Annotated in this window: 23 protein-coding genes; 13 read left to right on the top strand and 10 right to left on the bottom strand. The window is 68.6% G+C overall.

Annotation, left to right across the window (positions count from 1 at the left end; genetic code table 11):
• Positions 1-84: 84 nt before the first annotated feature.
• Positions 85-558, bottom strand: a complete 474-nt coding sequence (locus tag ABZ348_RS23420) for a carboxymuconolactone decarboxylase family protein (protein WP_358936038.1) — start codon at positions 556-558, stop codon at positions 85-87.
• Positions 559-919: 361 nt separating this feature from the next.
• On the opposite strand from ABZ348_RS23420, the gene ABZ348_RS23425 reads away from it, so the two are divergent.
• Complete coding sequence (locus tag ABZ348_RS23425; RefSeq protein ID WP_358936040.1) at positions 920-1270, top strand: hypothetical protein; 351 nt, start codon at positions 920-922, stop codon at positions 1268-1270.
• Positions 1271-1289: 19 nt separating this feature from the next.
• Here the strand turns inward: ABZ348_RS23425 and ABZ348_RS23430 are convergent, their stop codons facing one another.
• Both ABZ348_RS23430 and ABZ348_RS23435 read right to left on the bottom strand, forming a co-directional pair.
• Positions 1290-1844 carry a flavin reductase family protein gene (locus ABZ348_RS23430; protein ID WP_358936042.1) on the bottom strand — a complete coding sequence of 185 codons (555 nt, stop codon included), beginning with the start codon at positions 1842-1844 and terminating at the stop codon, positions 1290-1292.
• The gene (locus ABZ348_RS23435) at positions 1841-2839 is read right to left on the bottom strand and encodes an LLM class oxidoreductase (protein ID WP_358936044.1); all 999 of its coding nucleotides are present in this window, start codon (positions 2837-2839) and stop codon (positions 1841-1843) included. Before ABZ348_RS23435 ends, ABZ348_RS23430 begins: the two co-directional genes overlap by 4 nt.
• A gap of 88 nt (positions 2840-2927) precedes the next feature.
• Here ABZ348_RS23435 and ABZ348_RS23440 point away from each other — a divergent pair, with 88 nt between their 5' ends.
• The 4 genes from ABZ348_RS23440 (at position 2928) to ABZ348_RS23455 (ending at position 8585) form a co-directional block, all read left to right on the top strand.
• Positions 2928-3545, top strand: coding sequence for a TetR/AcrR family transcriptional regulator (locus ABZ348_RS23440; protein ID WP_358936046.1), 618 nt, complete (start codon positions 2928-2930; stop codon positions 3543-3545).
• Positions 3546-4203: 658 nt separating this feature from the next.
• Positions 4204-6012 (top strand): FAD-dependent oxidoreductase, encoded by a 1809-nt coding sequence (locus ABZ348_RS23445; protein ID WP_358936048.1) that lies wholly within the window; start codon positions 4204-4206, stop codon positions 6010-6012.
• Between the two features lie 16 nt (positions 6013-6028).
• Complete coding sequence (locus ABZ348_RS23450) at positions 6029-6853, top strand: class I SAM-dependent methyltransferase (RefSeq protein ID WP_358936050.1); 825 nt, start codon at positions 6029-6031, stop codon at positions 6851-6853.
• A gap of 31 nt (positions 6854-6884) precedes the next feature.
• Entirely contained in the window at positions 6885-8585 is a 1701-nt protein-coding gene (locus tag ABZ348_RS23455; RefSeq protein WP_358936052.1) for a hypothetical protein, read from the top strand.
• 69 nt (positions 8586-8654) lie between these two features.
• Here ABZ348_RS23455 and ABZ348_RS23460 read toward each other — a convergent pair whose 3' ends face one another.
• Entirely contained in the window at positions 8655-9395 is a 741-nt protein-coding gene (locus ABZ348_RS23460) for a sporulation protein (RefSeq protein WP_358936054.1), read from the bottom strand.
• Positions 9396-9616: 221 nt separating this feature from the next.
• Here ABZ348_RS23460 and ABZ348_RS23465 point away from each other — a divergent pair, with 221 nt between their 5' ends.
• Positions 9617-10063: a hypothetical protein gene (locus ABZ348_RS23465; protein ID WP_358936056.1), complete on the top strand. Its 447-nt coding sequence runs from the start codon at positions 9617-9619 to the stop codon at positions 10061-10063.
• 264 nt (positions 10064-10327) lie between these two features.
• Here ABZ348_RS23465 and ABZ348_RS23470 read toward each other — a convergent pair whose 3' ends face one another.
• Positions 10328-10801, bottom strand: coding sequence for a rhodanese-like domain-containing protein (locus ABZ348_RS23470; RefSeq protein ID WP_358936057.1), 474 nt, complete (start codon positions 10799-10801; stop codon positions 10328-10330).
• A gap of 93 nt (positions 10802-10894) precedes the next feature.
• On the opposite strand from ABZ348_RS23470, the gene ABZ348_RS23475 reads away from it, so the two are divergent.
• Both ABZ348_RS23475 and ABZ348_RS23480 read left to right on the top strand, forming a co-directional pair.
• Entirely contained in the window at positions 10895-11344 is a 450-nt protein-coding gene (locus ABZ348_RS23475; RefSeq protein WP_358936059.1) for an Lrp/AsnC family transcriptional regulator, read from the top strand.
• A gap of 227 nt (positions 11345-11571) precedes the next feature.
• Complete coding sequence (locus ABZ348_RS23480; RefSeq protein ID WP_358936061.1) at positions 11572-11928, top strand: DUF6204 family protein; 357 nt, start codon at positions 11572-11574, stop codon at positions 11926-11928.
• A 384-nt stretch (positions 11929-12312) separates the two neighbouring features.
• On the opposite strand, the gene ABZ348_RS23485 is transcribed toward ABZ348_RS23480, so the two are convergent.
• Positions 12313-13290, bottom strand: coding sequence for a hypothetical protein (locus tag ABZ348_RS23485; protein ID WP_358936063.1), 978 nt, complete (start codon positions 13288-13290; stop codon positions 12313-12315).
• 405 nt (positions 13291-13695) lie between these two features.
• On the opposite strand from ABZ348_RS23485, the gene ABZ348_RS23490 reads away from it, so the two are divergent.
• Positions 13696-13902 carry a hypothetical protein gene (locus tag ABZ348_RS23490; protein WP_358936065.1) on the top strand — a complete coding sequence of 69 codons (207 nt, stop codon included), beginning with the start codon at positions 13696-13698 and terminating at the stop codon, positions 13900-13902.
• A gap of 46 nt (positions 13903-13948) precedes the next feature.
• On the opposite strand, the gene ABZ348_RS23495 is transcribed toward ABZ348_RS23490, so the two are convergent.
• A complete protein-coding gene (locus ABZ348_RS23495; RefSeq protein WP_358936067.1) occupies positions 13949-15193 on the bottom strand; it encodes an Ig-like domain-containing protein in 1245 nt (414 codons plus the stop codon).
• Positions 15194-15441: 248 nt separating this feature from the next.
• Positions 15442-16740: an MFS transporter gene (locus ABZ348_RS23500; protein ID WP_358936238.1), complete on the bottom strand. Its 1299-nt coding sequence runs from the start codon at positions 16738-16740 to the stop codon at positions 15442-15444.
• A gap of 430 nt (positions 16741-17170) precedes the next feature.
• Between ABZ348_RS23500 and ABZ348_RS23505 the strand changes: the two genes are divergently transcribed.
• Complete coding sequence (locus tag ABZ348_RS23505) at positions 17171-18484, top strand: SGNH/GDSL hydrolase family protein (RefSeq protein WP_358936069.1); 1314 nt, start codon at positions 17171-17173, stop codon at positions 18482-18484.
• 144 nt (positions 18485-18628) lie between these two features.
• Here ABZ348_RS23505 and ABZ348_RS23510 read toward each other — a convergent pair whose 3' ends face one another.
• Entirely contained in the window at positions 18629-20161 is a 1533-nt protein-coding gene (locus ABZ348_RS23510) for an alpha/beta hydrolase (RefSeq protein WP_358936071.1), read from the bottom strand.
• Positions 20162-20507: 346 nt separating this feature from the next.
• Between ABZ348_RS23510 and ABZ348_RS23515 the strand changes: the two genes are divergently transcribed.
• Both ABZ348_RS23515 and ABZ348_RS23520 read left to right on the top strand, forming a co-directional pair.
• On the top strand, positions 20508-21173 hold the full coding sequence (locus tag ABZ348_RS23515) for a hypothetical protein (protein ID WP_358936072.1): 666 nt from the start codon (positions 20508-20510) through the stop codon (positions 21171-21173).
• Between the two features lie 592 nt (positions 21174-21765).
• The gene (locus tag ABZ348_RS23520) at positions 21766-22416 is read left to right on the top strand and encodes a hypothetical protein (RefSeq protein WP_358936074.1); all 651 of its coding nucleotides are present in this window, start codon (positions 21766-21768) and stop codon (positions 22414-22416) included.
• A 145-nt stretch (positions 22417-22561) separates the two neighbouring features.
• On the opposite strand, the gene ABZ348_RS23525 is transcribed toward ABZ348_RS23520, so the two are convergent.
• Complete coding sequence (locus ABZ348_RS23525) at positions 22562-23383, bottom strand: lipase family protein (RefSeq protein WP_358936076.1); 822 nt, start codon at positions 23381-23383, stop codon at positions 22562-22564.
• 1289 nt (positions 23384-24672) lie between these two features.
• On the opposite strand from ABZ348_RS23525, the gene ABZ348_RS23530 reads away from it, so the two are divergent.
• Positions 24673-25362: a hypothetical protein gene (locus ABZ348_RS23530; RefSeq protein ID WP_358936078.1), complete on the top strand. Its 690-nt coding sequence runs from the start codon at positions 24673-24675 to the stop codon at positions 25360-25362.
• The last annotated feature ends 258 nt before the right edge of the window (positions 25363-25620 follow it).

A 25620-nucleotide genomic window follows, 5' to 3' on the forward strand; every position in this document is an offset into this window, starting at 1 on the left:
TACGCCTCGGGCGCTCCGCTGCGGAGCGCCCGAGGCGTGTGGTGCCAGGGAAGAGGGCACCGAGGGAATCGGCTGCCGCTCTCGCTATCCGAACTGACCGGGCTGGTAGTCGCCGGCGGGCTGCTGAATGATGACGTTGACCCGGTTGAATGCGTTGATCAGGGCGATGAGCGACAGCAGGGCTGCGAGTTGGTCCTCGTCATAGTGCTTGGCCGCATCCGCCCAAGCCTGGTCCGTGACGCCTCCGGCCGCATCGGCGATGCGGGTGCCCTGCTCGGTCAACTCCAGAGCAGCGCGTTCGGCATCGGTGAACACCTTCGCCTCCCGCCAGGCCGCGATCAGATGCAGACGCGTCGAGGTCTCCCCGGCGTGCGCGGCCTCCTTGGTATGCATGTCGGTGCAGAAGCCACAGCCGTTGATCTGGCTGGCGCGGATCTTCACCAACTCCTGGGTGGCGGCCGGCAGTGTCGAGTCCGATACGACCTTTCCCGCCGAGATCACGTGCCTCAGGACCTTGGCCGCGACCGGGTTTCCGAGAAGATTCATGCGAGCGTCCATCGTGCACTCCATTGCCGTGGTGGGTGGTTACACCTCTCTGACGGAACAGCCCGGCAGGATGTGACAGGGCTGGATGTGACGTGCGTCTCCCCGCGGAGCGCCTGGCTCGTCCGGCTGCTCGCCTGCACGTGGAGCCCCGGGCCGGAGCGGTGCTGCCCCTGATGATGCAGCGGGACGGTCGTCAGCCGGTTGGCCGCATGCCCGCACGGATGGGGGCGCGGGCTCGACCTCCAACGGCGCCGGTTCGCTCAGCGAGCCCGTCCACCCGCCGTTGGCGTGCTTCAAGCGCGCGTTCTGCATCGACGGCACCTCCGGGGTTTCCCTCCGAAGCCGAAAATCGAACAGGCGTATCATTTCAGCCATGGCCGAATACGACTTCCCCGCCGACCTTCGTGACGCGCAGCTGCGACTCCACCAAACCCGAGTCGCCTATGCGGCCCTGTGCCGACAACTGCCGTGGTCGGTCGAGCCCGCACCGGGCTGGGAAGGCGACAAGCAACTCCACAGCGACCGGGTGTCGGGTATGCCGGCCAGCCCCGGCTACACGGAACATCAGAGACGGGAGGAGGAAAGGCTCCGCAGCCTTCTCCTCGAACTCTCGATCACCGTGTCGACGCACCCCCACTGGGACGCACTACGCGGACCCGACCTGGTCCAGGCTCGGATGGCACTCAAGCAGACCGCCACCGAGCCCACCTCGGACACGGACTGAGGCCCAGCGGTATCGCGCCCTACGGCCGTCGGGACGGCTCCGGGGAGCCGGGGACGGTGTGATAGCGGCGGCCCGTGTAGATCAGCGGGCTGTTCGGACCGATGGTGGCCGGCAGGCGGATGCCGGTGACCGAAGCGATGATCAGTGTGTGATCGGCGATGTCGATGCGTTCGGTCGTACGGCACGTCAGCACGGCGAGGCTGCCTTCCAGCTCCGGGCCTCCCCCGTGTGGTGAGGCGCTGTGGCGAGGGCCGACGAACTGGCCTTCCCCCATGTCACGGCGCCCGCTGAAGCGGTCGGCGAGCCAGCGCTGTTCACCGCCGAGGACGTTGACGGTGAAGGCGCTGGTGTGCTCGACGAGGATGCGCCGGGTGCGACTTCCCTGCTTCAGGGAGATCAACAGGGTGGGCGGGTCCAGCGATACGGAGAGCAAGGAGTTCACGGTACTGCCGTGCGGACCGTCGGGACCTTCGGTGGTGACGACGGCGACGCCCGTCGCCCAGAGGCGCATGGCGTCCTGGAAGCGCTCGTCGGCCGGGCGACCGGCCTGGTTCCGCGCGGGCGAAGGGGTCACCACGAGGGCGCCAGCGGCTCGGGGCCCGACAGGGCGGGGAAGTGGGGCACGACCTCTTCGCCGAGCTGTGCCACCACCTCGGCGGCCGGCCGACTGCCGTGCTGGACGCCGAGCGCGCCGTGGTTGACGCCGGCGTCCCTCCAGCGACCGAGGAGTTCGAGGAGTCCCTCCGTACCGGTACGCAGGACGAAGCCGCCGCGCAGCGGGGTCGGCGGGTGTCGGGGGTCCTCCACCAGATCGATCCACTCGTTGGTCGCCACCGGGCTGAAGGCGCCTTCGGGCAGCAGTTTCCGCCAGGTGGCGATCTTGCGCCCCAGAGCGCGGGGGCCTTCGGCGGTGGCGGTCGCCATCGGATAGACGAGCCATCCGTCGGCGTTCTCCGCTATCCACTCGGGGGACTGCTGGGAGGAGCCGGTGACCAGCAGGGGGATCCGTCCGTGCACGGGCTTGGGCAGGAGGTCCGCGTCATGGGCCCGCTCCTTGGGGCCATCGGGCCCGAGCAGGTCACGAAAGGCGTCGACCGTCTCGCGATACCGTGCTCCGCGCGTGGCGTGATCGATGCCGTACGCCGGGAACTCGGTCGGGCGGTCACCCGAGGCGGCTCCGAGTACGAGCCGCCCGCCGCTGAGGTGGTCGAGCGACGCGGCCTGCTTGGCCAGATCGATGGGGTGTCGTAGCGGAAAGACGACGCTGCCGGTCGCGAGGGCTATCCGAGAGGTGTGCGCTGCGAGCCAGGTCAGTGCCGTCCACGGGTCGTACACCTGCCCTACGTCACCGAAGGCGGGATCGGCAAGGGGTACGTCGCGCACCCAGGCCGCCGCGAATCCCGCCCGGTCCGCCTGTTGGACGACCGCGGTGTGGCCACGCATCGCCGCCATGTCCCCCGCGTACGGCCGCACGGGCAGGAACAGGCCCACTGTGAGCTCTCCGGGCGCGAACATGCGCCCGTATCCGGGGTGACCCACCCATGGGGAAGCCGTTGGTGTGCTGGTCATCGATCTCTCATCCGCTCTCTGGTTGGAACGTTCAGTCCAGACTATAGGCACATTGGATCGAACGTTCCAACCAGGTAGGGTGAGTGTCATGAACGCCCGGGAATCGAGACCACGACCTGCCGACCGCTCCGAAGCGGACACCCGCCGCAGGATCATCAGTGCCACGGCAGGGCTGCTCCAGCAGCAGGGGTACGAGAGCACATCGGTCAAGAGCATTGCCGCTGCCGCGGCGGCCTCACCGAGCTCCGTCTACCACTTCTTCCCCGGCGGCAAGCAGCAACTGGCGATCGAGGCGATGCGTCACGGCGCGCAGGAGTTCGCCGACCTGCTCACGGAGGGGCTCGCCTCCTCCGCGGACCCCGCCGAAGCGACGGCCTCGTGTGCCCTGATCATCGCCGACAGCCTGAAGCAGTCGGACTGGGCCGACGGCTGCCCCGTGGCCGTCACCGCGCTGGAGACCGTCGGTCGCGTCCCCGGCCTCCAAGAAGCAGCCATCCAGGCCCTCACCCACTGGCAGGACCTCGTGGCCGCCAAACTCGAAGCCAGTGGCATCGCGCCGTCCGCGGCCCGCTCCCTCGCCGGTACGGTCGTCAGCACCCTGGAAGGGGCCGAACTGCTGAGCCGCGTGACCGCCGACGACACTCCCCTCCAGGACGCCGCGGTGCATCTCGCCCAACTCATCCGTGCGTCCCCGCGTACCCCTTGACCCCCACGCCGCCCTCCTCCACCACGCAGGGCCCCGGCTTGCTGCTCAACACCATCGGAGCGGGGAGACACACCCTCCGCAGGGCCCGGTCCGGGGTCCGACCGCGAACCCCGTCACGCGTACGCGCTCACCGGGCCGGGAGTCTCGGCGACGAACGCCGTCGGGCGCTCGATCCGGCCAGTGTCGGTACGGCCGGAACGCTCCCTTACCTCCGCCCGGTTGGTCTTGCATGGTGGCCGAGGAGCCAAACGCCCCAGGAGAGCCGGAAGGGAGACCCTCGACTGCATGTCCGGGTGAGCAGACGGTGGGCGGAACACCGTCGATCGTGCACACGCCTACATCATCCGTATGAGGTCGTCTAAATCACGGACGGCGGAGTGCAGAGACGGCGTCGAAGAACACCCGCAACCACCGTGCCGCCGAACCGCAAGCGCAACCCAACTGACGGGGACGACACCCGCCAACCCGATCGATCCCCGACCCGAACCCAACACCTTGGGCCGAATGTCGCCGTTTCCTCACGCTCGGGTCCGGACAGACACCGACAGCAGACCAAGTTGCCGAACTCCTCCGGCAAATCAGCCCGCACGCGCACGGCGGTACGGGACGGGGCCGCCAGGACGCCCCTGTCTCGCCCCCACACCATCGGGAGCGGCTGTTGTTGACACTTCTGGACCACGCGCTGCCCGCCGACGTACTGCCCCTCGTCCGCGGTCCGGGACTGATCCACCGCCCCGGACTGTCCACCGCACCGAGCGGAGAGCGAGCCGCCGCACTCGGCTGCCATCGCCCGGACGTCCTGCTGACCCGCACCACCCTCGATGCGGCCGAAGCGAAGGCCTGGTGCCGGGCGACCGAAGCCGACGCACCGCTCGTGGTCGTCCTCATCGGCGCCGGTGGCGGGGGCGCGCCGGAGGAGGGCGGGCCGTCACCGCGGCGAGCAGGACGTCCACGGCTGACCGTTCACCGTCTGAAGGACCACGACGACACGGAACACGAGCTGTACGCACGGGCCCTGGCACTCGCGGAGCGCCTGTGGCTCACGGCGGTGACGGGCCCGACACTCGCCGCCCGGCTGGCAGCGGTTCGGCCCCGTCGCGGCTCGGTGGCGCTGGTCGGCGCGGGAGTGGTGAACCTGATCACCGCCCTACGGCTGGTGCGCGCGGGGCACGAGGTCACCGTGTACGACCGCGCACCGGACCCGAGGGCAGAGGCCCACTGGACCGTGTACGGAACCAGCCGTGGGGGCGGGGACGGGCGTATGTTCACCCTCACCGAGACCGACGGTTACCACGGCAATGCCCGGACAGGGCCGGTCCCCTTCCTGATACCGCTGGTCGAGAACGGCTGGTGCCTGGCGGAGCCGTCCGCGCTGCGCACGGAAGAACTCGACTGGGTTCACGACAACGCCCGGATACCCCCCTGGCTCGCTCGCGCCTACACCGACGACGTACTGCTCTTCAATCAGTTCGCCCAGAGGTCGTGGACGGAACTCCTCGGCACGGAACCGGTGCTCTCCCAGGACGTTGGCTTACGGGACGGCATCCTTCGGCTCTACAGCGACCCCGTCCGGCTGTCAGCCCAGATCGCGCGGCAGCAGGCGCTCGGAGCGGTGCGCACCGTGCTCTCCCCCGCGGAGGTGGCCAAGCGACATCCGGCTCTGGCCGGCGCTCACACCGCGGGAGCTCTGGCAGGTGGCATCGAAGTGGCCGGCTTCACCGTCCAGATACACGGCTTCCTCACCCGGCTGGCCGACCTCCTGGAGGAGGCGGGCGTCTTGTTCCACTGGGAGATGCCCGTCGAGGGCCTGCACACCGACACACACGGAATCCCGAACGGCCTGCGGTGTGCGGGAGAGGTCATCCGCTCCGACCACTACGTGCTCTCCCCCGGCGCCCACGGCGGCGAACTGCTCCGCGGCACCGCCAGCCACGGACTCATCCACGGAGTCATCGGGGTCTGGCTCACCCTGCCGAACACCGCGCCCCAACTGGCGAACTCGCTGAAGATCAGCAGATCCGGCCACCTCGCGGAGGACTCCAACGTCACCGTCACCACCGGACCCGACGGCGAACCGCTGCTCGTGGTGGGTTCGGGCTACGGATGGACGGGAGCAGACCCCGCGCACATCGACCCCACCCAACTCGACGCCCTCCACACCGCGGTCGAGGACACCGCCGCGTCCTTCTTTCCCGACGCGTACGAGGAGGCACGCACGACCGGAGTGTTGAAGGAGAGCAGAAGGCACTGCGTACGCCCGTGGACCGCATCCAGCGTGCCGGTCCTGGAGATCGCACCGAATGCCCACGGCGGTCTGGTGGTGGTGAGCGGCGGTCACAACACCGGGGGGTTCGCCCAAGCCCCCGTGGCCGCCGAGGCCGTGGCCGCCGCACTGCGCGGTGAACCGCACCCCGTCCACATCCGCTACCACCCCGATCGACTCCGCATGTTCCATCGCCAGCGATGAGGAAGAGGCATCACTCATGACCGGTACGGACGACTGGCACAAGCGCGGCACCTCCTTCGGCCGGGGCGCCGAACAGTACGACAGGACGCGCCCCCACTACCCGACGTCCAGCTTTCGATGGGTCCTGGGCGAGAAACCACGGACCGTGCTCGATCTCGGCGCCGGGACGGGCATCCTCACCCGGGCCCTCCTCGCGGACGGCCACCGGGTGACGGCCGTCGAACCGGACGACGAGATGCGGAAGGTGATCAGTGACACGGCGCCATCGGCGACCGTGCTCGGTGGCAACGCGGAAGCGATTCCCCTGGCATCGGCAAGCGTCGATACGATCCTGGTCAGCCATGCCTACCACTGGTTCGACCCCGACTCGGCGCACGCCGAGATGGCCCGGGTGCTCCGCCCGGGCGGAACCCTCGCGGCCCTGTGGAACCTCCGCGACGAAGAGGTCCCCTGGTCGGCCGAGCTGTCCCGGATCCTGGCCGACGAGGACACCGGAACGGACCCGGAGACGTCCGCGGCGATCCTCCTGCACGGCACGCTCGCCGCACTGCGCGCCGACGATCCGGGCCGGTTGTCGGGATGGCTACGGAACCCTAGTTTCGGCGCCCGGTTCGGCGCCATCGAACGCGGGTACTTCGAGCACGCCTCGCCCCAGACGGTGGAGACCCTCATCGGGCTCGTCACCTCACGTTCCTACTATCTGAACGCCACCGCCGAGCGGCAGGAAGAACTGAAGCAGCAGATCAGGCAACTCGCCGCCACGCACCCGGACCTCGCAGGGCAACGGGAGTTTGACCTACCGTATGTGACGGTCGTCTTCAAAGCCGGTCTCACGTCCTAGCGGTATCCGCCCGCCAGCGAAGGAGCCCCCCGTGCTCACTCCCGTCCCACCGTCCACGTACAGGTCAGGGGACGGCAGCGAGACCCGCTGGGAGGGCTTCTTCACCGGCCATCGCGTCCTCGACGAGGAACAGGTGGCCGAGTTGGCCAGGCGACTCCTGGGAGTGGACCACACGGCCGTCGCGGAGTTGGCGCGGAGCGAGTTGGCTCCGTACTACGCGGACGCCGGCGAAGACCGTCCCGCGCTGCTCCTCCACTCCGCGACTCCCACGCTGCGTGCGCTCGCCGGCGACCTGGCAGCACTCCGGAGCAGCCGCGTCCCCCACGACGTGGCGACCTATGTGGAGGCCCGATCCGTCTTCCTCGGAGCACCGACGGACCTGACCGTCGGCAGGACCGCTCCCTGGGCGGAGGCGGTCGGCCACTGGAACGTTCCCGCCGTCGACGTGGGCGACCGGGACCACTACTACCTCTCCCACGGACTCCTCCTGCTGGCCGACGCCCACGAACGGGGCGTCGACACACCACTCGACCGAATCATCAGCTGGTTGCGCGACCGGCCTGACGCATTGATCCGGCTCTACGCACTCGACGTGGAGATGCAGGTCTTCCTCTTGTGGTTGCGCCGCAGGACCGGGCTCACCCGCTTGCTCACGGACGCCAACAGTCCGGCCGTCGCCACCCGGTGGAACCGCAAGCGCCACCTCCACCCCACCGTCGAGGCCGCTCGGACCCTCGATGCGGACGCGCTGCCGGCCGACGCACTGCTCAGGGCCGAGCAACGCCTCGGCGAGGCACACGTCCGACTCGGACTGGAACTGCCCGTCCTCCCGGGATACACCGTGCTGCGCACCAACGTCGGCGTGAACGCCTTTGTCTCCGGCGTGCTCGACGCCGCTGCGCTGCTGCGCACCCGCTACGGCCTGAGCAGGGCGGCGCTCAAGCCGAGCGAGGCGGGGGACGGAGCCCGGATCGTCGGCAACCTGGACCTCAGCGACGCAGAACGCCTCACCGCGGAAGCACGCGCCGCCCATCCCCTCGGCGATGACTACCTGCTGGAGGCATGGGTCGACTTCCTCTCCGTTCGGCTCGGGGACACGGTGCTGCCGGTCATCCCCTCGGGGCACTTCCGCCATGGACGCGTCGCGGACGGTGTCACCCTCCAGGTCCTGGACGGATACTCGTGGATGGGCAACAGCTACCTCGACGAGGGGGCCTGGACATCCCTCGGCCTGCCGGACGAGGCGTACCGGACCATCCGTGGTGCGTTGGAAGCCATCAGAGCGGCCTTCCTGGGGCCGCAGAGTGTCCTGGACGGCAGCCATGAAGGACTGGCCACGGGAGGTGTCGACTTCGCCGTCGGCCGGTTGGGCGGCCGTTTCGGTGATCGACTGGTCGTGGGGGCGATCGACTTCAACCTCTCCTCACACGGGGCCGAGTACCTGCGCGCCTTCCAGGACGTCGCACGCCGCCAGGGCATCACCGAACGGTACGCAGCCACCAGGGTCTTCAGGCCGTCGGCTGATCGAACACTCGCCCAACTAGAAGCGGCAGCCGCCGCGATGACCTCGCCCGGCAGTCTGGCGAGGGCTGTTGCCTGTGTGCCGGAACGCTGGGGAATGATGGCCGTGACCGGTGTGGACCCCACGGCCGCCGCACTGCGCATCGACCGGCTCCTTACCGCCGTGACCGAACGGACCGCACCATCGGAACTCCGTCCGAACCCGGTGTGACGAGATGCGGGACTCCCCTCTCCTCCCGCCCGTGGTGAGGGCCGGCCCGGAACGAGCGCGGCCGACCGGTCAGAGGAAGGACTGGCTGCGCAGTTGTGCTTCCAGCCAAGCGGTCACGTCCGGCTGGCTGCCCAACTGTTCGTAGGAGAACGGGAAGGGGCCCGTGGAGCCGAGAATCAGATCGAGGGAATCCCGGCGGGCCACGAAGACGCACTCCAACTGGCGGGTGACCGGGGACGGCCGGGGGAACCAGTACTCGAACTCCTGCCAGTGCCGTGCCGTGGAGTTGTGGGCCCCCTTGGGAGTGCCGTCCTTCACCTCTGCTTCGTCCAGACGGAACCCCAGGTCGTCAAAGCCCTGGAGGATGGCGTCCTGAGCGGGCAGGGCATGGACCTGGAAGGGGTCGAAGTCACCCTTGTCGAGGGCGTTGTCGATGGACACCTCGGTACGCAGGGCCGCCTTGCCGCCCTTCACCGCACTACCACGGGCATGGGTGAGCGGCATTTCCCACGGCAGCTCGAATGAGACGTCCCAGCTCCTGGTCTCACCCGCCCGCAAGAGGAAGGAGGACTCGTTGGGCTGCCACGACAGCAGGATGCCCGGGTGGTTCCAGCCCTCAGTGGGTTCACGGTCCTCGAACCGGGTCACCACATCGACCTTGAGCTGCTCGATCTCCACATCCGCGCCGCCACCCTGCAAGGTGACCTTGGCGGAGAGCCGGTCACCCGGCCTTGCGGACACGGCGCCGAGTACGGTCTCGACGCTCGGCGCATGAATGCCGAGTGAACTCAGAAGCTTGCGAAAGGCCATGTCGGACGCTTCCCTCCCCTCACGCTCCCCGTCGAAGCGTTGATGGCGAAACCCTAGAACATCGTGGTGCGGCCGGCATGGTCACCGTGCGGCCCCTTCGCGTGTCAGGGCCCACCGGGCGGGCACGCACATCGAGGAGCGCGGCCGGGCAGGAGTGCACGGAATGCCGGACCGGTTTCCGCGATCGTGGGATGTCAGTCGTCGGTGAGAGGATCCACTCCATGGTGATGTGTGACTACTTCTCGGCGTCCAGCGATGATGCGGCCGTTGGTGTTCTCGACCAGTTCGGCGGACCGGACACCTCGGTGTTCGACGTGGTGTCGCTGAAGGGGGTAGATCCGGTCGTCGTGGTGGCCCAACTCGAAGCGATCTTGACCGGATGCACCTATGACGAAGCAGCCCGGCGTCCCCGGGCGGGGAAGCTGCTGTCGTCCCCGGACGCCGAGAGCGCGTTCATCGTGAGCGTGTCCGACACCGTGCAGGAGGCACTGGCAACGGCCACGCCCGCGGCACTCATCGAGGCCGCCGGGCCGTGGTCCGAGACCGACGAGCTCCAAACGTCCGGCATGGATGCCGAAGCCGCCCTGGAAGTACTGGTCCTGCTGTCGGCGCTGGCCGGCCGTGCCGGATCGACTGGGCACCGTATGTATTGTTGGTGGGCCCTGTAACACGGGTCCTACGGCAACGCCGGCGGGGTGCCTTCCCGCTCCTTTGCGGATTGCCATCAGGCCCAGTCCTCGGGCTCGATGCCTCGGAGACGTATGCGCGTGCCGGTCCAGAACGAGCTCATCCCTTGTTTGACCACGCTCGCCACATGGTGCGCAGGCCGGTCACAACACGGCGGAGCCGGGGCGTTTTGCTGAGGGGAGACGGGGGCGACGGACATGAGGTTGGCACTCCCCCATCCGGTCGGACAGACCCCGAGTCGTGTCTCAACATGCGCAGGAGGCGGAGTTGACCGGGGAGGTCAACGGGTCGACCGCCCTTCGCTCAGTACCGGTGGCACTCGTGGTAGGGAAGCCCTCCCGGATCCAGTACTCGATACCACCGATCATTTCCTTGACCTGGTAGCCGAGTTGCGCGAGTGCGAGCGCCGCACGGGTCGCGCCGTCACAGCCGGGCCCCCAGCAGTAGGTGACCACGGGCAGCGCGGGGTCCAGTAGGTCTGCGGCACGGGCAGGGATGTCGGCGGTGGGCAGATGGACCGCGCCCGGGACATGCCCCTGCTCCCAGCCCGCAACTCCCCGTGAGTCGACCAGAATGAAGCCCGGGTGGGTCGACCGGATCGACGCATGGACATCGGCAACATCCGTCTGGAACGTGAGTCGGGCAGCGAAGAAGGCAACAGCTTCGGCGGGAGCCGCGGGTGCTGTGCGGAGTACGGGACTGGGAGCGGTGTCGTTCATGGGTATGACGCTACGGTCCTCACCCCTCGTACGGAACTGATGATCACCGGCCTGGCCACCTATCCGCCGCGGAATTCATGGTAGAAGTGGCGCATGGCCGATGATTCCCTTGACGAAACAGATATGCGCATCCTGGAGGCCCTCCAGAAGGACGGGCGGGCGAGCTACGCGGAGTTGGCACGGGCCGTCGCCATGTCGGCGAGTGCCGTCACCGAACGGGTGCGCCGCTTGGAGGAGAGCGGCGTGATCAGCGGCTACTCGGCCGTCGTGGAGCCGGAGCGACTGGGGCTCGGCATCCTGGCTTTCGTCCGCCTCCGCTATCCGACGGGCAACTACAAGCCGTTCCACGACCTGCTCGCGACCACCCCTGAGATCCTGGAGGCCCACCATGTGACGGGTGAGGACTGCTTCGTGCTCAAGGTCCTCGCCCGGTCCATGCGCCATCTGGAAACGACCACGGGGCGCATCGCCGGTCTCGGGTCCGTGACCACCAGCGTCGTCTACTCCAGTCCGCTGCGCAGCCGCGCCATCGCCTTGTCCTAGTGCCCCTGGAAGGAGTCCCTGGAAACGAGTCCCTGGAAGGAGGTAGCGCCTGAGAGTCGGGAGGATCGCCTGCATCACATCCGTAGCGAACATCCCCAGGTCAGCCGGCTGGTCTGCGCTGTGATCCACCATGGCGGGCGGGGACGGGACCCCTGGTGGTCGTCCTCGTGGCTCTGCCCGGCGGAATGCAGTGGAGCGCCGTGTCGTCGCCGCGATAGCGTGCCCGGATGACCACTCGTGTGTTCCGCGTGACCGTGCGCGGCGTCTTTTCCGGGCTCGATGGTGAGCAGCGCACCGCGCTCCTCGATCGTGCGGGCGAGCACAGCGTCCTGCGTGCGGCGTTCACGCCCGAGGGGCACCTCAGCTATGACATCGCCGTCCGCCCCGCCTTCACATTCCGTTTCCAGGCGACGGGCGAGCGGGAGGAGGACATCGTGGCGGCCACGGAGCGGGCGGAAGTCGCTGCCCGGGCCTGGCTGGACGAGCGCGGCTACGGCTACAAGAATCTCAGGGCCCAGGCGGAGGATCTGTCCCTGGCGCCGCTGGGCAAGAGGCAGCGTCGCGAGGCTGCACGCCGACTCTGAGGCGGCGGGAGTCCGCTGTTCTGTTCTACTTTCTCGGGTGGTTCCGCAACGTCCCCCACGGCCGTTGGACCGGCTGCGAACCCAGGTCGCCTGATGCGCCCACCCGTTCGGGTGATGTGCAGTGGCCGAGGGCGCTGTCCGATCACCGGGTCGCGGTGGGGCGCGCCGGGTTCTCCCCACGATCCCCCTCCCAAGGCGAACGGTCTTCTCCACGACACCACATCGAGCAGCACGGGCCCTGGGCCCGACCACTGCCGTAGTCGTGGGCATCGGAAGTCGTCGGTGGGTTTTGTCCGTTCGTCCCACGCGTTCGCGTGGGACGAACGGACCACGGGTGGCTCTACGGCTCCTGCGGCGCTACCGTGCGCGATGTGTTCCGTCCGGTCAGAACCGCGCTTGGGGACAGATGTCGAGTGGCAGCAGTGAGCCGCCCTGTTCCTCGTCGTCCGTACCCACGATGCCCACACTGGAGTTGCTGGCACACGCGACCGCTTCGATTTTGCGGTTGTCGGTCTCCTTGTCGAAGGACACGAGGGGCACGAGTTGTCCCTTCGGCCTCAGGCTCACGCCGATGCGGCCGGCGGCGTCGACCGTCACCCTGCCCGCGCGGTAGACGGCGGAGGCGAACGGTCCGGAGTTGATGTTCGGGTCCGATGCCGCGGTCAGGAGCACCGTTCCGTCCTGGTGGACCTTGATGTCGCTGGCGTGCCGTACCTCTTGTCCGTCCACCGGCAAGGGGTCCGGCACGCTGAAGGCGACCGGTCCGGTCGCCGGGCCGAACACTCCGCTGTTGGGATCGTAGGCGGCGGCGCGCACCTGTGCGGGGTGGGCGTCGCTCGAACCTCGGGTCGCCCACACCGCGACGGTGCGGCCTTGCTGACGGGTCAGGGCGAAGCTCTCGTAGTTGTCTCCCGGCGCTCGGCCGGGAACGGGTGAACTCCCCCACACCATGGCGGCGTTGGGATCGAGTGTGAGGTGGTAGGCGGTGCCGTCGCTGGAGAGGGCGACGAAGTCACCCGGTTGTCCGGGAACGGCGTCGATCGCTTCGAGATCCCTCGGTTCCTCCAATCCCCGCCAGGGGAGTTCCCTGACGACGGGAACACCGGTGGGTCGGTACTGCACGGTGGCGATCCGGTTCTCGCCGGGGTTCTTGTTGTCGCGCACCATCACGAGGTCGAGTGAGTCCTCGGTACTCGTACCGTTCTCGATCACTGCGAGTCCGCTGACGCCTCCGGTCATTCCGGTTCCGACGCGTTGCCAGGACTCGTTGGCGGAGGGGGCTGAGGCGTGAGCGGCAGTGGGGGCTGCGCCTGCGACGCTGAGGAGAGCGACAGCCGCGGCGGCCCATGTTCGACTCATCATGCGGGGGACGCTAGCGCAAGATCGAAGACGTTCGATCTCCAGTCCCCTCGTAGCTTTATGTTGGCAGGTCAGGTGCCCGAGGAGGGCGTGTCGGAAGCCCGTGTCCGGTGCTGGGCCGGCGAGGCCGACCGGTTGGTTGCGTGGGATCGACGGTTTCTCATCTTGAACCACCGGTGGGTAATCGGCTCTTACCCGGCACCGACCGCAGCGCTCCTGGAGGGCCCGGGCGATGTTCCTGGCCGGAGTTCCTGTCGGGAGCCCGGGTACCGCTGTAAGGTCGCCCCCTGGGGGAGCACCGACGCCAGTTCAGGAGACCCGGCTGATGAGTCGTCCACGCCGACGCACCGTAGCGGTGCAGGGCCTTGAGGACAGGCGGTCCTGCGGTGATCGCGGAAGCGGTCGCTCATGAGCACGCAACGCGTTCGATGTGACACCTGCGGCCACCTCACCGGCCTGGCCGGGCCGGAAGGCGGCTATGTGTGCGGCCGTTGCTGGTACGTCGTAGAACCCGCCGGATACGGGCGTTTGCGCGAAGCCGGGCTCAAGGTCGTCGCGGCAGACCGCCAGGCGCGTGCGCAGGCCCGCCGTGAGCACACCCACAGCAGGCCCTGAACTTCCGCGCGGAGACGACCGCCCCCTCGTATCGTCGGCCGGGCGATCAGGCCAGGGCGCTCTTGCCCTGCCACTCCTGCCAGGACAGGTTCCACTCGCCGTAGCCGTTGCCCGGTGCCGGGTCGCCCTTGTGACCGGGGCCCGACATCTCGAACGGGTCGCCCGCTCGGACCTGTGAGTACAGCCAGGATGCGTTCGACGTGCTCATCCCTATGCACCCGGAGCTGCGGTTCGCGTTCCCGAAGTGCGCGCTGTTCCACGGGGCGGCATGGGCGTACATCCCCGACCAGGTCAACCGCATCGAGTAGTCGACCATCTTGTTGTACGCGTCCCCGAGGCCGACCGTCTCCGAGTTCATGTTGATGGTGCCCTCCTTGGCCATCAGCACGGACGTCCCGCCCCAGGAACGCTTCTTGCCCCCGGGGGTGCCCGCTGACACCGGGATCGAACGGACGACCTCACCGTTGCGCAACAGCGTCAGCTTCTTCGAGCCGAGGTCGACCTTGACCACCTGGGAGCTGCCGATGGTGAAGTCCATGTCGTAGTCCCGGACGAACCAGCCGCCCCCCGCACCCGAGTCGATGCCGTTGAGCTCTGCCTGAAGCCTCACCTTGGTGCCCGCCGCCCAGTAGTCCTTGGGGCGCCAGTCGATGCGGGACCTGCCGTCGTAGTGCTCCATCCACCCCCAGGAACCGACGGTCTTGTTCGACGTGGTCACCTTGAGTGCGCGCTCCACGGCTGCGCGGTTCTTCACCGGATGGTCGAAGACGATGGAGACGGGCTGGGCGATGCCGACCGTACTGCCCTTGCCGGGCGCGAGTTCCAGCTTGTTGACCTTGTCGGCGGCGGCGGTGGCGAAGCTCGCCTGCGTGGAGCCTCCGTCCGCGGTGGTCGCCCGTACCGTGTAGGCGGTACCGGGCGCGGCGGCGCGACGAGAGGTCCAGGTGCGGCCGTCGTTCGACACCGCACCGCCGAGTACGGCCCCCTTGCCGGTGGTGACCTTGACGTCCTTCAGTTCGCCACGGGCCAGCTTGACCGTGACGGGCTTGCCCGGAGCCGCCGCTCGGCCCTGGAGGTTCACCGAGATCTCCGGTCGCGCCGCGGCCTCCTCCACGCTCTTGCCACCGTTGCGGGAATCGTCCTGCGCCCCGTTGCCCGAACAGGCGCCGAGCAGCAGTGCCGCCAGGCTGGCGGTGGCTATCGCAGACAGTCGGCGATCGCGGCCCGAAGACGTGCGGCCGGGCTCCGGTGTGCTGCGGCGCGGGGCGAAGCGCTGCTGCGTGCTGACCATGGTTCGTACCTCCGAGCGATCGGGAATCGTTCGGAGAGAGGGCATGGGAGCCCGAAAGGTTGCCTGACCACCGGTTTGCTACATTCTCGTCACAAACCGCCGGAACAGACACGATGTCTCGGCTGACCACCACAGCGGTTCGTGCGGCCCTCCGAAGCCTTCGATGCTCGGGAAGGGTGCAGCGGGCCCGATATGACGGTCCGTGGGACGCAGCAGGGGCACCGCCCCGGTGGGACCGCCCCCTTCGGTCAGGCCGGCACCGACCCCTCGTCCAACCGCTCCGGTGCATCGGTGCCGATGGACCGCGGCTTGGTCTCGGGCAGCGCCGCGAAGCAGGCCGTGCTGAGCACCGCAACACCGGTCAACCACATCGCAACGCCCCAGGGCGGTCGCGATCCGCCTGACAGCGCGGTCGCCACCATGGGGGTCAACGCACCGCCGAGGACACCGGCCAGGTTGTAGCCGACCGCGGCGCCCGTGCACCGCACCCGCGGCTCGTACAGCTCCGGCAGATAGGCGGCGACGACCGCGAACATGGTGATGAAGGCGAGCAGTGACACCATCAGGCCCAGGAACATCAACGCCGGCTCCCCGGTGCTGAGCAGTCCCACGAAGGGGTACATCCACAGGCCCGCGAGGGCGCTTCCCGCCAGGCACATCGGGCGACGGCCGAACCGGTCCCCCAGCAGCGCCGCGACCGGTGTGAGCGCGCCCTTCACCGCGACTGCGACCATCACGAGGAGCAACATCACCGTACGGCTGACGCCCAACTGCTCCGTCCCGTAGGACAGCGCCCAGGTACTCACCGCGTAGAACACGGCGTATCCGATCGACAGTGCACCCGCAGTCAACAGGAGGAGTCTCCGGTGGTGCCGGAAGACCTCCGCGACGGGTGCGTTCGCCCGTGCGCCGCTCTTGGCCAGCTCGTGGAACTGGGGGGTTTCGGTCAGCGAGCTCCGCAGGAGCAATCCACCGATGGCCAGGACACCTGCGGCCCAGAACGGAACCCTCCAACCCCATTCGAGGAATTGACGGTCGGTGAGCACGGCGGAGAGCGTGAGCATCATGCCGTTGGCGAGGAGGAAGCCGAGGGGCGGTCCCATCTGCGGAAAGCTGCCCCACAGCGCTCGCCGCCCGGGCGGCGCGTGTTCGGCCACCAAGAGCACCGCTCCGCCCCATTCTCCCCCGAGCCCCAGCCCCTGGAGGAAGCGGAAGGCAAGCAGCAGGATCGGAGCGGCCAGGCCGATGGATGCGTACGACGGGACGCATCCCACGGCCACGGTCGCACATCCGGTGGTGAGCAGGGAGGCGAACAGCACAGGGCGCCGACCGTAGCGGTCGCCGATGTGGCCGAAGAGTACGGAGCCGACGGGGCGGGCGATGAATCCGATGGCGAAGGTTCCGAAGGCTGCCAGGGTTCCGGCCAAGGGCGAGAAGGACGGAAAGAACAACGGCCCCAGTACGAGGGCGGCGGCCGTGCCGTAGGCGAAAAAGTCGTAGAACTCGATGGCCGTACCCGCGAGCGAGGCGAACGCGAGGCGCAGCATGGAGGGAGGCCGGCGCGGCCCGGGCACGGGCAGCGGGGCGTGACGTGGACGCATGTAGGGCCAACGTCGGTCCGCTCTTCGCGGTTACGTCCCGTGGGGTCGCGGAGTGAGGGGTGAAGCGTCTCGACGTGCCGCGGGGCGGATTCGGTACGGCGAAGGCTCCACGGCGTAGGTTTTCGTCAGCATTCACTGGTGTTAGTTAGCGTTTGGTGGTGTTTGTGCGCGCTTTTACAGGAGGCGGTACCTTCCGAGCATGAGGAGCGAGTCTCGGCCTGTGGGAACCCGGACCCGGATGTTCCGGGCACACCAACTCCCCCATGAGTGGCGGGCGTACGGCCCGGTGTACACGCGTCGCCGTGGACCGTTCCCCTCGCGGACACGGGCCCGATAGGTTCGCTGCATCCAGTCCCCCGAAGGAGTCCCCTTGCGCATGTCGAACCGGTGCGTCCGCCTCTCTGCCCTGGGTACCGCAGCCCTCGTCGTGCTGGTCACTGCGACCCCAGCCTCGGCCGCTTCGGTCACGTCCGACGCGGACAGGGCCACGCGGCAGCAGAGTTGGACGGGAGCCTGGGGCTCCAGCCTCTACCGCCCGCTGGCGCCCCTGCCGTGGTCCTGGCCCAACTGGTCCTGGGACGGATTCACCGACCAGAGCCTCCGCCAGGTGGTGCGCGTCAGTGCCGCGGGCTCGGAGGTGAGGGTCCGGGTGTCGAACCGGTTTGGACAGCAGCCGCTCCGTCTGACCGGGGCGAGCGTGGCGAGGACCGCCGAGGGAGCGGCAGTGGTTCCCGGAACCGTTCGCCCGTTGCGGTTCGAGCATCGCGACGACGTAGTCGTGCCCATCGGGGCCGAACGGTACTCGGAATCCGTACGGCTGCCGGTACGACCCCGGGAGAGACTCACCATCACCCTCCACTTCGCCGGTGGCACCGGCCCCGTCAGCTACCACGAAGACGGCCTCGCCACCTCCTACCGCGCGGCGGGCAACCTCACGCGTGACACGTCGGGCACGGCCTTCGCCAACGACACGGGCCAGTCCCACTACCTCGTCTCGGGGGTCGAGGTGCGGGGAGTGCGCAACGAGGGCGGTGTCGTCGCGTTCGGGGACTCCATCACCGACGGATGGGGTTCCACTCCCGACACCGATCGCCGCTATCCCGACCGGCTCGGCGAGCGACTGCTGGCGGACGGACGGCGCCTCGGTGTCGTCAATGCGGGCGTCAGCGGAAACATGCTGCTCACCGACTCGCTCTGCTACGGCGACAAGGGCGTCACTCGATTTCGCCATGACGTGCTGGGGCAGGCCGGGGTCCGTACGGCCGTCGTTCTGATCGGCATCAACGACATCGGGGGCGGTGGGCTCCCCGACGGGGGGTGCGGAACCCGTCCCGTCGTCAGCGCGGACGAGGTCATCGACGGTCATCGTGCGCTGATCCGGGCGGCCAGGCAACGCGGAATCACGGTGATCGGCGCCACGCTCACACCGTTCAAGGCGTACGCCGGCTACTACACCCCGCAGAAGGAGGAGGTCCGCGACGCCGTGAACCGTTGGATCAGGAGCAGCGGGGCGTACGACGAGGTGGTGGACCTGGACCGGGTGCTGACCGATCCCCGTCCGGGGCACGGTGATGAACTGGCCCCGGTCTACGACTCCGGAGACGGCCTGCATCCCAATGACGCGGGGATGGACGCCATGGCCGAAGCGGTCAGCGACCGCATCCCCGAAGGTCCGGCCGACCGGTCCTGAGGGCGTTCGGCTCGCCGGCGCGGTGGGCCGGGTGCACAGCGGAGCCGGTCACGGCCTCAGATGAGGTTCGCGACCGGCTCCTTCGTCACTGGGCGCCCTGATGTGCAGGCGGGCCGGCCGGGCGGTCAGAGTGGTGCAGGTGGGTCAGCGGATCGGTAGCGGGATCGGCCCGCCCGCACCCTTGCGCAGTTGTGGGGCCGGGTTCGCCTGGCAGGTGGTGTCCTTCGCCGGCAGTTGACCGGTGACCAGGAAGGTGTTCGCGATGCCCTCGGCACAGGTGCTGACACCCGTTCCGTAGACGCCGTGGCCCTCGCCCTCGTCGACGGTCACCATGCGCGCGCCGTCCAGTGTCCGACGCAGTCCGTGCCCGTTGCTCAGGGGGGTCTGGGAGTCCCACTCGTTCTGAAGGATCAGCGCCGGCACGTCGTTGTCGATGACGGTGGTGGGCTCGGCCGGCTTCCCCCAGAACGCGCACGGCGCGATGTTGGAGTTGTAGTCCCCGTAGAGGGGGTAGCGGGTCGCATCGCGGACCGCGTCCTTGCGGTAGCTCTCGGGGTCCTTCTGCCACGACACGTCGCCGCAGGCGACCGTCCAGAACATGGTGGTGCCGTTGTCGTCCCACCCATACAGGGGCGGCAGTTCCGGTACGGTCTCGCCGGCCGCGGCCTTCTTGAGGTTGACGACGGCCTCGGCTCCGGCACGCAGCTTGAAGAACGTGGTGCGCGTGTTGGCGCGGATCTGGGTGCCGTTGAGGAGGGTGCTCCCCACCCGGATGGGCTCCCGGTCGGCCTGGGCGACGATGTTCCAGAAGCTGCGGGAGACCTCGGCCGGGGTGGTGCCGAGTCCGTAGGTGCTCGACCGCGCGGCGGTCCATTCGGTCCACCGCTTGAACGCCTGCTCGACGGCGGGTGCCCAGATCTGGAAGCTGCCGCGCCACACGTCGGCGGGGTTGACCGCGCTGTCGAGGACGAACCGGTCGACGCGCCGGGGGAACATCTGGGCGTAGACCGCGCCGAGGTAGGTGCCGTACGAGTATCCGAGGAGGCTGATCTTGCGCTCGCCCAGGGCGGCCCGGATCACCTCCAGGTCACGGGCAGTGTTGCGGGTGGTGAACTGCGCGAGGTGATCGGAACCGTACTTGGTCCGGCACTTGTCGGCGATGCTGCGGGTCAGGGCGATGTGCTGGTCGAAGGTCGCGGGTGTGTACGCGCGTTCTCCGTCGAGTTCCGCGGGAGAGAGCCCACAGGTGAGGGGGCTGCTGCTGCCGACGCCGCGGGGATCGAACCCGATCAGGTCGTACCGCTCCAGCACGGAGGCGGGGAAGGCGCCCTGGAGGTAGGCGGGCATGTCCAGGCCCCAGGTGCCGGGGCCGCCGGGGTTGATGAGCAGCACGCCCCGGCGCTTGGCCGGGTCGGTCGCGCTGATCCTGGATATCGCTATGTCGAGCTTCTTGCCGCTCGGGCGCCGGTAGTCCAGCGGCACCTTGACGGTGGCGCACTCCAGCGAGGCCGGCAGGGCGGGGTCGCATCCCTTCCAGACGAGCTTCTGGGGGGAGTGGGCAAGTGGGGGGACCGCGCCCGGAGTGGGTGCGGCCGAGGCCGGGGCCGAGGCGAGCGCGGGCGCCAGTGTCGCCAACACACTCACCGCTAGCGCGGGGGCCATACGTCTTACCTGCACGACGTCGATCCTTCCGTTGGGCATGTCAAACAGGTCGGCCCTGGTGGGGCGGGGGCCGTTGCGGCACATCATTCACCCTTGGACGAAATTCTCGAACTCCGTTCTCATATTAGGCAGTTCGGATCAGCAGACGAAGAGTGCGGATTCATGACAGATGCCCACGGCAGTCGCGCCGAGAGGGGACGAGATCGCGAAGTCGGACGGTCGGCGGCCACCCGGAACGCCGCGACGCACCGACCGTGGACGAACGCCGATGCCTCCTCACCGACGCCCCACTGTGTTCCCCCTGCAACCGCTGAGGATGATGGGGCGTCCGTATGTGCGAACGACGCAACCCAGGGGGCGGATGATGGTCAGGCTCGAGGCACCGCGCGGGGCGGCAGCCGCATTGGTGGCGGCGCTGCTGGTGACAGGCTGTGGTGGCACGGAGAAGAGCGCCGACGCGAAGGGTTCGAGCCCCTACGACCGGGCGAAGACACTGACTCAGGCCGAGATCAAGGCCGTGCTGCCCCAAGCGGCCGACCTTCCGGGTTCCAAGAGGAACAACTCGGGCGTACTGGACTTGAGTGCGGGCTCGGACAAGCGGCCGTGTGCCGGCGGTGAGCTGGGGAAGTGCGTGGCGGCGCAGGGAGTGGGAACCACCGTCCTGACGAAGGAGGGTGAGGGTGACTTCAGTTTCACCGTCTTCGCACACCGGGACACCGAGGCAGCCTCGAAGGCCTATCCCTTCCTCTGGAAGGACGCCGGCACGGCATGGATCATTCCTTCGGAGAAGGCCGAGGTCGGGCGTCTGGGAGACCAGAGCGGCGCCCAACGCGGCGAGCACGACGGCGGCCTCGGCGCCTACATCCAGATCCGGGTGGGCCCCACCTTGCTATCGATCAAGACGAACACCGGGGTCGCACACACCCCTCACACCGACAAGCAACTCACAGCGCTGGCGGAGATGTTCACGAAACGGGCTCGTCAGGCCCATGACGGAGACCTCCCCACGGCTTCCCTGGCGAACTGAGGGTCGCCCTCCTCGTTGCCGCAGGCTGACGGAGTTCTCGATCTGCACCACCGATGGGCAACGGCTCTCCCGGCTGATAGGACGGTGCACTGGGATAGGACGGTGCACTTCAGTGCGGTTGCATTCTTGAGGCGTGCCTCCTCGCGTGGTGCACGGCTGGACCGCTGTCCGGTCGTCGCGCACAGGCGGCCGGCCTAGCCATGGCCTGCCGTGGCGTCCTCGCCGGCATATGCACGCCCCTGCTGCGGCCCGACCCCGTCGTCCCCCGCGCCCCGACGACGCGCCCTTGAGCCCGGCCGCGCCTCCGCGGGCGACATCACATCGGACGACGGTGGGCGGAGCAGTTCGCGCAGGCGTACGCCCACCGGGCGTCCGGCACGGACGGCGTGTTCAGGAGGACGTGTACCGGCCGTCTTGAGGACGCGATCCCACTGCGTGACTCGCGGCCGACGGATCCGTACATGTGCCGGGGGCTCTGCGCGGCTCGTGACACACCACCGCACGCCGCCATGTGCGCCCTGCCGCCTCGGGGCTGCGTCACATCATCGTAGGGGGGCGATGCACAGCCCCACCGGCCGTTCGAAGGAGACTGATGAACCACCGCAGTGAGATGTTCGCTCTACAGAGCGTCGAGGGCTTCCTCGGCGGGGAAGAGCTCTCCCGTCTGAACAAGATCATGGACGGGGAGGCAGCCGCATGGGAACCGGAGATCCATGCGGCGGTGCTCCCCGCTCCCGCCCTTGCGGTGGACATCCTCAACCAGGCGATGACACGGGCCCTTCCGACCATCCAACGGGCGATGCCGTCGATCGCGGATGCGGCCTCGTGGGCGTACACGCATCTGTCGGCCGGGCAGGAGATACCCGCGAACCTCGACGGCATCCTCGATCCGGCCGTGGCTCCCGCCCGGGTCGGGCGCATCGGTGTGGTCATCTCCGAGGCGGACGAAGGCGGCCGGTTCTCCCTGGAGCCTCCGACCGAAGAGGCCCTGCGGGCCGGAGGTCATCCGGACGGCTCGGAACAGGTACGGGTCGCGCGGCGCCCGGTGGCGGGGCCGCTCTCGTACGGGAGCGACCCCTCGGCGACCCCGTCCCTGGTCCGCACCCGGTGGACCTGCTACGCGGGTCCCGGCGTGGCCATCGCGTATGGGGCCCGGCTGGTTTCCGGCGTCTCCCCGGTCAGACGCGGCGTGTTACGCACCTTCGTGGGTGACCTCATCGACACTCCGCTGCCCACGTCGTGACGCCGGTAACCGTGGTGCCCTGCTCGTCGACCGCGGCGATCCCGGGTGACCAGAACACCCGCAGCAGGTGAAGGTTCTGCTGCGATGACGCCCGCACGGCGCGCCGACCGCACCGCGCCGAGAAGCGAGAGGGGGTTGCGCCCCGTCACCCGATGCTGTTCTTGAGCGCCGTGACGTAGTTGAGCACGGCATGGTCACGAACACCGTCACAGGCCGGGGCCAGGGGGTCGGCGGTCATCCCTCTGGCCCGGTCCGCGATCTTCGCGAGCGGGGAGGTCGAAGTGTGGATCGCACCGCGGGAGTCGATGTACCGGATGCCCGCCGTATGGGTGTATGCCGGCTCGGGCGGCAAGTGGGGCACGATGTCGTTGTTATTGACGAATCGATGGAGGCGCTGCGCGAACCCCCGGTTGCAGGCCGCGGCCAGGAGTCGGTCGCAGGCCCGGGGTTGGCCGAAGGTGTAGATGCCGTCCGCGGTCAGCTTCGGTTCTTCCAAGTGCAGGCGGGCACCGGCCAGCAGCGCGAGCGCACCGCCCAGACTGTGGCCGGTGAACCACACCGTCTGCCGATCGGTGCGGAACTCTTCGAGGGTGCTCCGCACGACCGGGTACACGGATTCGAGTGCCTCACCGAAACCGTAGTGGATGTAACCGGTACGCGCCGGCCCCGGCCACGGCGGGGTGGTCGCGTCCGACAGCCAGTCGCGGATCTGTAGGGGCTCCGTGCCGCGGAACGCCGTGATGATCATACGGTCGCTGGCCATGGTGAACGCCTGGGTGTCGGTGAGGGGAAACGGCGGGGTGAACCGTGAACGGTGGTGCCGCACGTGGTGGAAGCCCCACTCCTCGGCCTGCTCCGCGACGACGGACTCGTTCTGGTAGGCCAAGGCGGCCACCTGCACCAGGGCGTAGGCGTGTGCGGGGCTGTGACCGGTGGCGTGGTGGTCGATCGTGGACGTGACGGGCACGGGAACTCCCTGTCAAAGTCGTGCGGGTGGACCCGACGTCACGGGCCTCACTCGCTGGTGGTCCTGGGCGGCTTCGCTGCGACCAGAGGGCGGGTTCGGTTGTCACACTCCGGCCGGGCCACGTCGTCGTAGCCCAGTTGGACCGCCCCGCCGTAGTCCGGCCGGCTTCTGAGAGCCGGTGGGCACCCAGCCGGGTGCCCCGGTCCATTGCAGTCCGCACGGCCGGTGCCCGGTTGCATTCACGTTCCTGCTGGCGCGCCGGCCGCTGCTGCCACGTGTCGTCGGTGGCGTCGGGTGCGGTGTCGCTACAACCATCTCGTTGCGTGTTGAAGCAGTGTGGTGAATGCGGCCGCCCGGGGCATTGTGTCCAGATCGTCGACCGACAGCACGTTCCGCTTCTGCACACGCGGTACGGGGGACGGGATGGCCAACGCAGCTTGCGACCCATCGAGCAGATGCCTCGAATGCAGCGGATCCCTCGACCCCACCTCTTCCCAGATGGGGCCGACGCTTACCGTGAAAGAAGCCATCGGACCCGGGCCGGACACGGCGACTCACCTTGTGGCGCCGCGGATTTCCGATGGCGGAACGCGTGGGGCAACATTCCGTACCGCCCCTCGGAACGGGACGCACGGCGGTCCGCAAGAGTCGCCCCTGTCGTTCTTCACTTACGGTCGAAGAGCGATGCCCTTCACCGCAAAAGGTTCACGTCGAGCGCGATGGGGAGCTTCCGGTTGACAGTACATCAGCTTCCGGAAGTGAGTTGCAGCACGTTCACTCGAAGGGGATGTGGGTGCGAACGCCACACCGGGGGACGACTGATTCCCCATCCCCCTCGCTTCTGTGTTCGTCATCCAGGAGGCATCTCGGCGCCCCCCAAGACAACAAGTCACATGATTTCCCGAGCATGGACGGGAGGTACAGAAGGCCGGGTGGAACGGCTCAACTCGTCGCCGGGCCGCTCAAGGTCTCCGACCCACTCCGAGAAACCCCAGCTCAACGAGGCTTTTCGAGAGGCTGGGGCATCTTGCCACTGTGGGCAGGTATCTGTGAGAAGCTGGCTGCGCATCGTCCCCACCCATGGGGATCGGTTCCGTGTCGCTACGATCCACTCGCCCCCTTCACCTCCTTGCACGGCTCGTGTGCCGACAGGGGCTCGCTTCGGCAGTCACTGCGGCCCCGCACGGCACGATCGGGCGCACCGGCCGTTTGCCGGTCACAACACCTCAGCTCTACTCTGCATCACAACTCGCTCAACACGCGCTACAAGACCCCCACGGGAAGGCACCATGACATCGTCGAACAGTGCAACTGGCAGCATCGAGACAACCACCGCGTTGCTCCAGGACGAACTGCCGCAGCTGGAAGAGCAGCAGCAGTCCTTGGAGAAGGAACTCGCCGCGGTCACCGAGCGGCTCGAATCGGTCCGTGGTGCGCTCTCCGCGCTCCAGAACCTCTCCACCGCCGCCATCCCGGCCCCGCGCGCCGAGGTTGTTGCTGAGCCTGCGCCCGCGGCCGTCGAGCCCGTCGCCGTACCCGAGGTCTCCGCACCTTCGGAGCCGGAAGCGGCTCCGGTCGTGGAGGAGAGCGCAGCACCCACGAAGGCGGCGGCCCCCCGCAAGTCCCGCAAGGCACCCGCCACGAAGAAGACCGAGACCAAGGTCGCCCCCGCGCCCAAGCGTCGTACGGCGAAGAAGGTCGTCGAAGCGAAGCCCGCAAAGGCCAAGAAGGCGACCGCGGCAGCGGCAGTGGAGTCCGCCGCAGCGCTTCAGGACTCAAGCGGTCTGACCGACCAGGTCATTGCGGTCCTGGTGCAGCACGCGGACAAGCCCCTGCGCGCCAGGGACGTGGCTCAGGCACTGGGGCGCGACGAGTCCGCCGGAGCCATCAACACGGTCCGCAGCACGCTCGACCGGCTGGTCGCCACGTCCCGGGCACACCGCGCGGGCCGCGGCCTCTACCAGGCTTCCGGCAACTGACCCCCGGTCCCGTGGCGTCGGCTGCTCATGCAACCTTCGCCATGGACCGCCGGTCCGACAGAACTGCGCCGGCCGACATCAACGGCCGGCGCGGTTCTGTCCACACCGGACCCTCGGTGCATGCGAGCCCGGCCGAGGTAGGCCGTTCTGCCTCCACACCATCGCCGCGGTGAAGGCCGGTCGGCGCGGGTCCCGACCCCCCAGCCTCCGGACGGCACGTCGAACGCGTCCGCGATCCCTGTCTCCGGTGGGCGGAAG

Source organism: Streptomyces sp. NPDC005963 (assembly GCF_040638655.1).
GTDB lineage: Bacteria > Actinomycetota > Actinomycetes > Streptomycetales > Streptomycetaceae > Streptomyces.

Bases quoted from the DNA above. Each gene is read 5' to 3' on its own strand.
- ABZ348_RS23485 (WP_358936063.1), bottom strand. From the start codon at position 13,290: ATGATGAGTCGAACATGGGCCGCCGCGGCTGTCGCTCTCCTCAGCGTC.
- ABZ348_RS23450 (WP_358936050.1), top strand. From the start codon at position 6,029: ATGACCGGTACGGACGACTGGCACAAGCGCGGCACCTCCTTCGGCCGG.
- ABZ348_RS23460 (WP_358936054.1), bottom strand. From the start codon at position 9,395: ATGGCCTTTCGCAAGCTTCTGAGTTCACTCGGCATTCATGCGCCGAGC.
- ABZ348_RS23490 (WP_358936065.1), top strand. From the start codon at position 13,696: ATGAGCACGCAACGCGTTCGATGTGACACCTGCGGCCACCTCACCGGC.
- ABZ348_RS23440 (WP_358936046.1), top strand. From the start codon at position 2,928: ATGAACGCCCGGGAATCGAGACCACGACCTGCCGACCGCTCCGAAGCG.
- ABZ348_RS23530 (WP_358936078.1), top strand. From the start codon at position 24,673: ATGACATCGTCGAACAGTGCAACTGGCAGCATCGAGACAACCACCGCG.
- ABZ348_RS23475 (WP_358936059.1), top strand. From the start codon at position 10,895: ATGGCCGATGATTCCCTTGACGAAACAGATATGCGCATCCTGGAGGCC.
- ABZ348_RS23435 (WP_358936044.1), bottom strand. From the start codon at position 2,839: ATGACCAGCACACCAACGGCTTCCCCATGGGTGGGTCACCCCGGATAC.
- ABZ348_RS23505 (WP_358936069.1), top strand. From the start codon at position 17,171: ATGTCGAACCGGTGCGTCCGCCTCTCTGCCCTGGGTACCGCAGCCCTC.
- ABZ348_RS23520 (WP_358936074.1), top strand. From the start codon at position 21,766: ATGAACCACCGCAGTGAGATGTTCGCTCTACAGAGCGTCGAGGGCTTC.
- ABZ348_RS23465 (WP_358936056.1), top strand. From the start codon at position 9,617: ATGGTGATGTGTGACTACTTCTCGGCGTCCAGCGATGATGCGGCCGTT.
- ABZ348_RS23420 (WP_358936038.1), bottom strand. From the start codon at position 558: ATGGACGCTCGCATGAATCTTCTCGGAAACCCGGTCGCGGCCAAGGTC.
- ABZ348_RS23480 (WP_358936061.1), top strand. From the start codon at position 11,572: ATGACCACTCGTGTGTTCCGCGTGACCGTGCGCGGCGTCTTTTCCGGG.
- ABZ348_RS23500 (WP_358936238.1), bottom strand. From the start codon at position 16,740: ATGCTGCGCCTCGCGTTCGCCTCGCTCGCGGGTACGGCCATCGAGTTC.
- ABZ348_RS23495 (WP_358936067.1), bottom strand. From the start codon at position 15,193: ATGGTCAGCACGCAGCAGCGCTTCGCCCCGCGCCGCAGCACACCGGAG.
- ABZ348_RS23470 (WP_358936057.1), bottom strand. From the start codon at position 10,801: ATGAACGACACCGCTCCCAGTCCCGTACTCCGCACAGCACCCGCGGCT.
- ABZ348_RS23425 (WP_358936040.1), top strand. From the start codon at position 920: ATGGCCGAATACGACTTCCCCGCCGACCTTCGTGACGCGCAGCTGCGA.
- ABZ348_RS23515 (WP_358936072.1), top strand. From the start codon at position 20,508: ATGATGGTCAGGCTCGAGGCACCGCGCGGGGCGGCAGCCGCATTGGTG.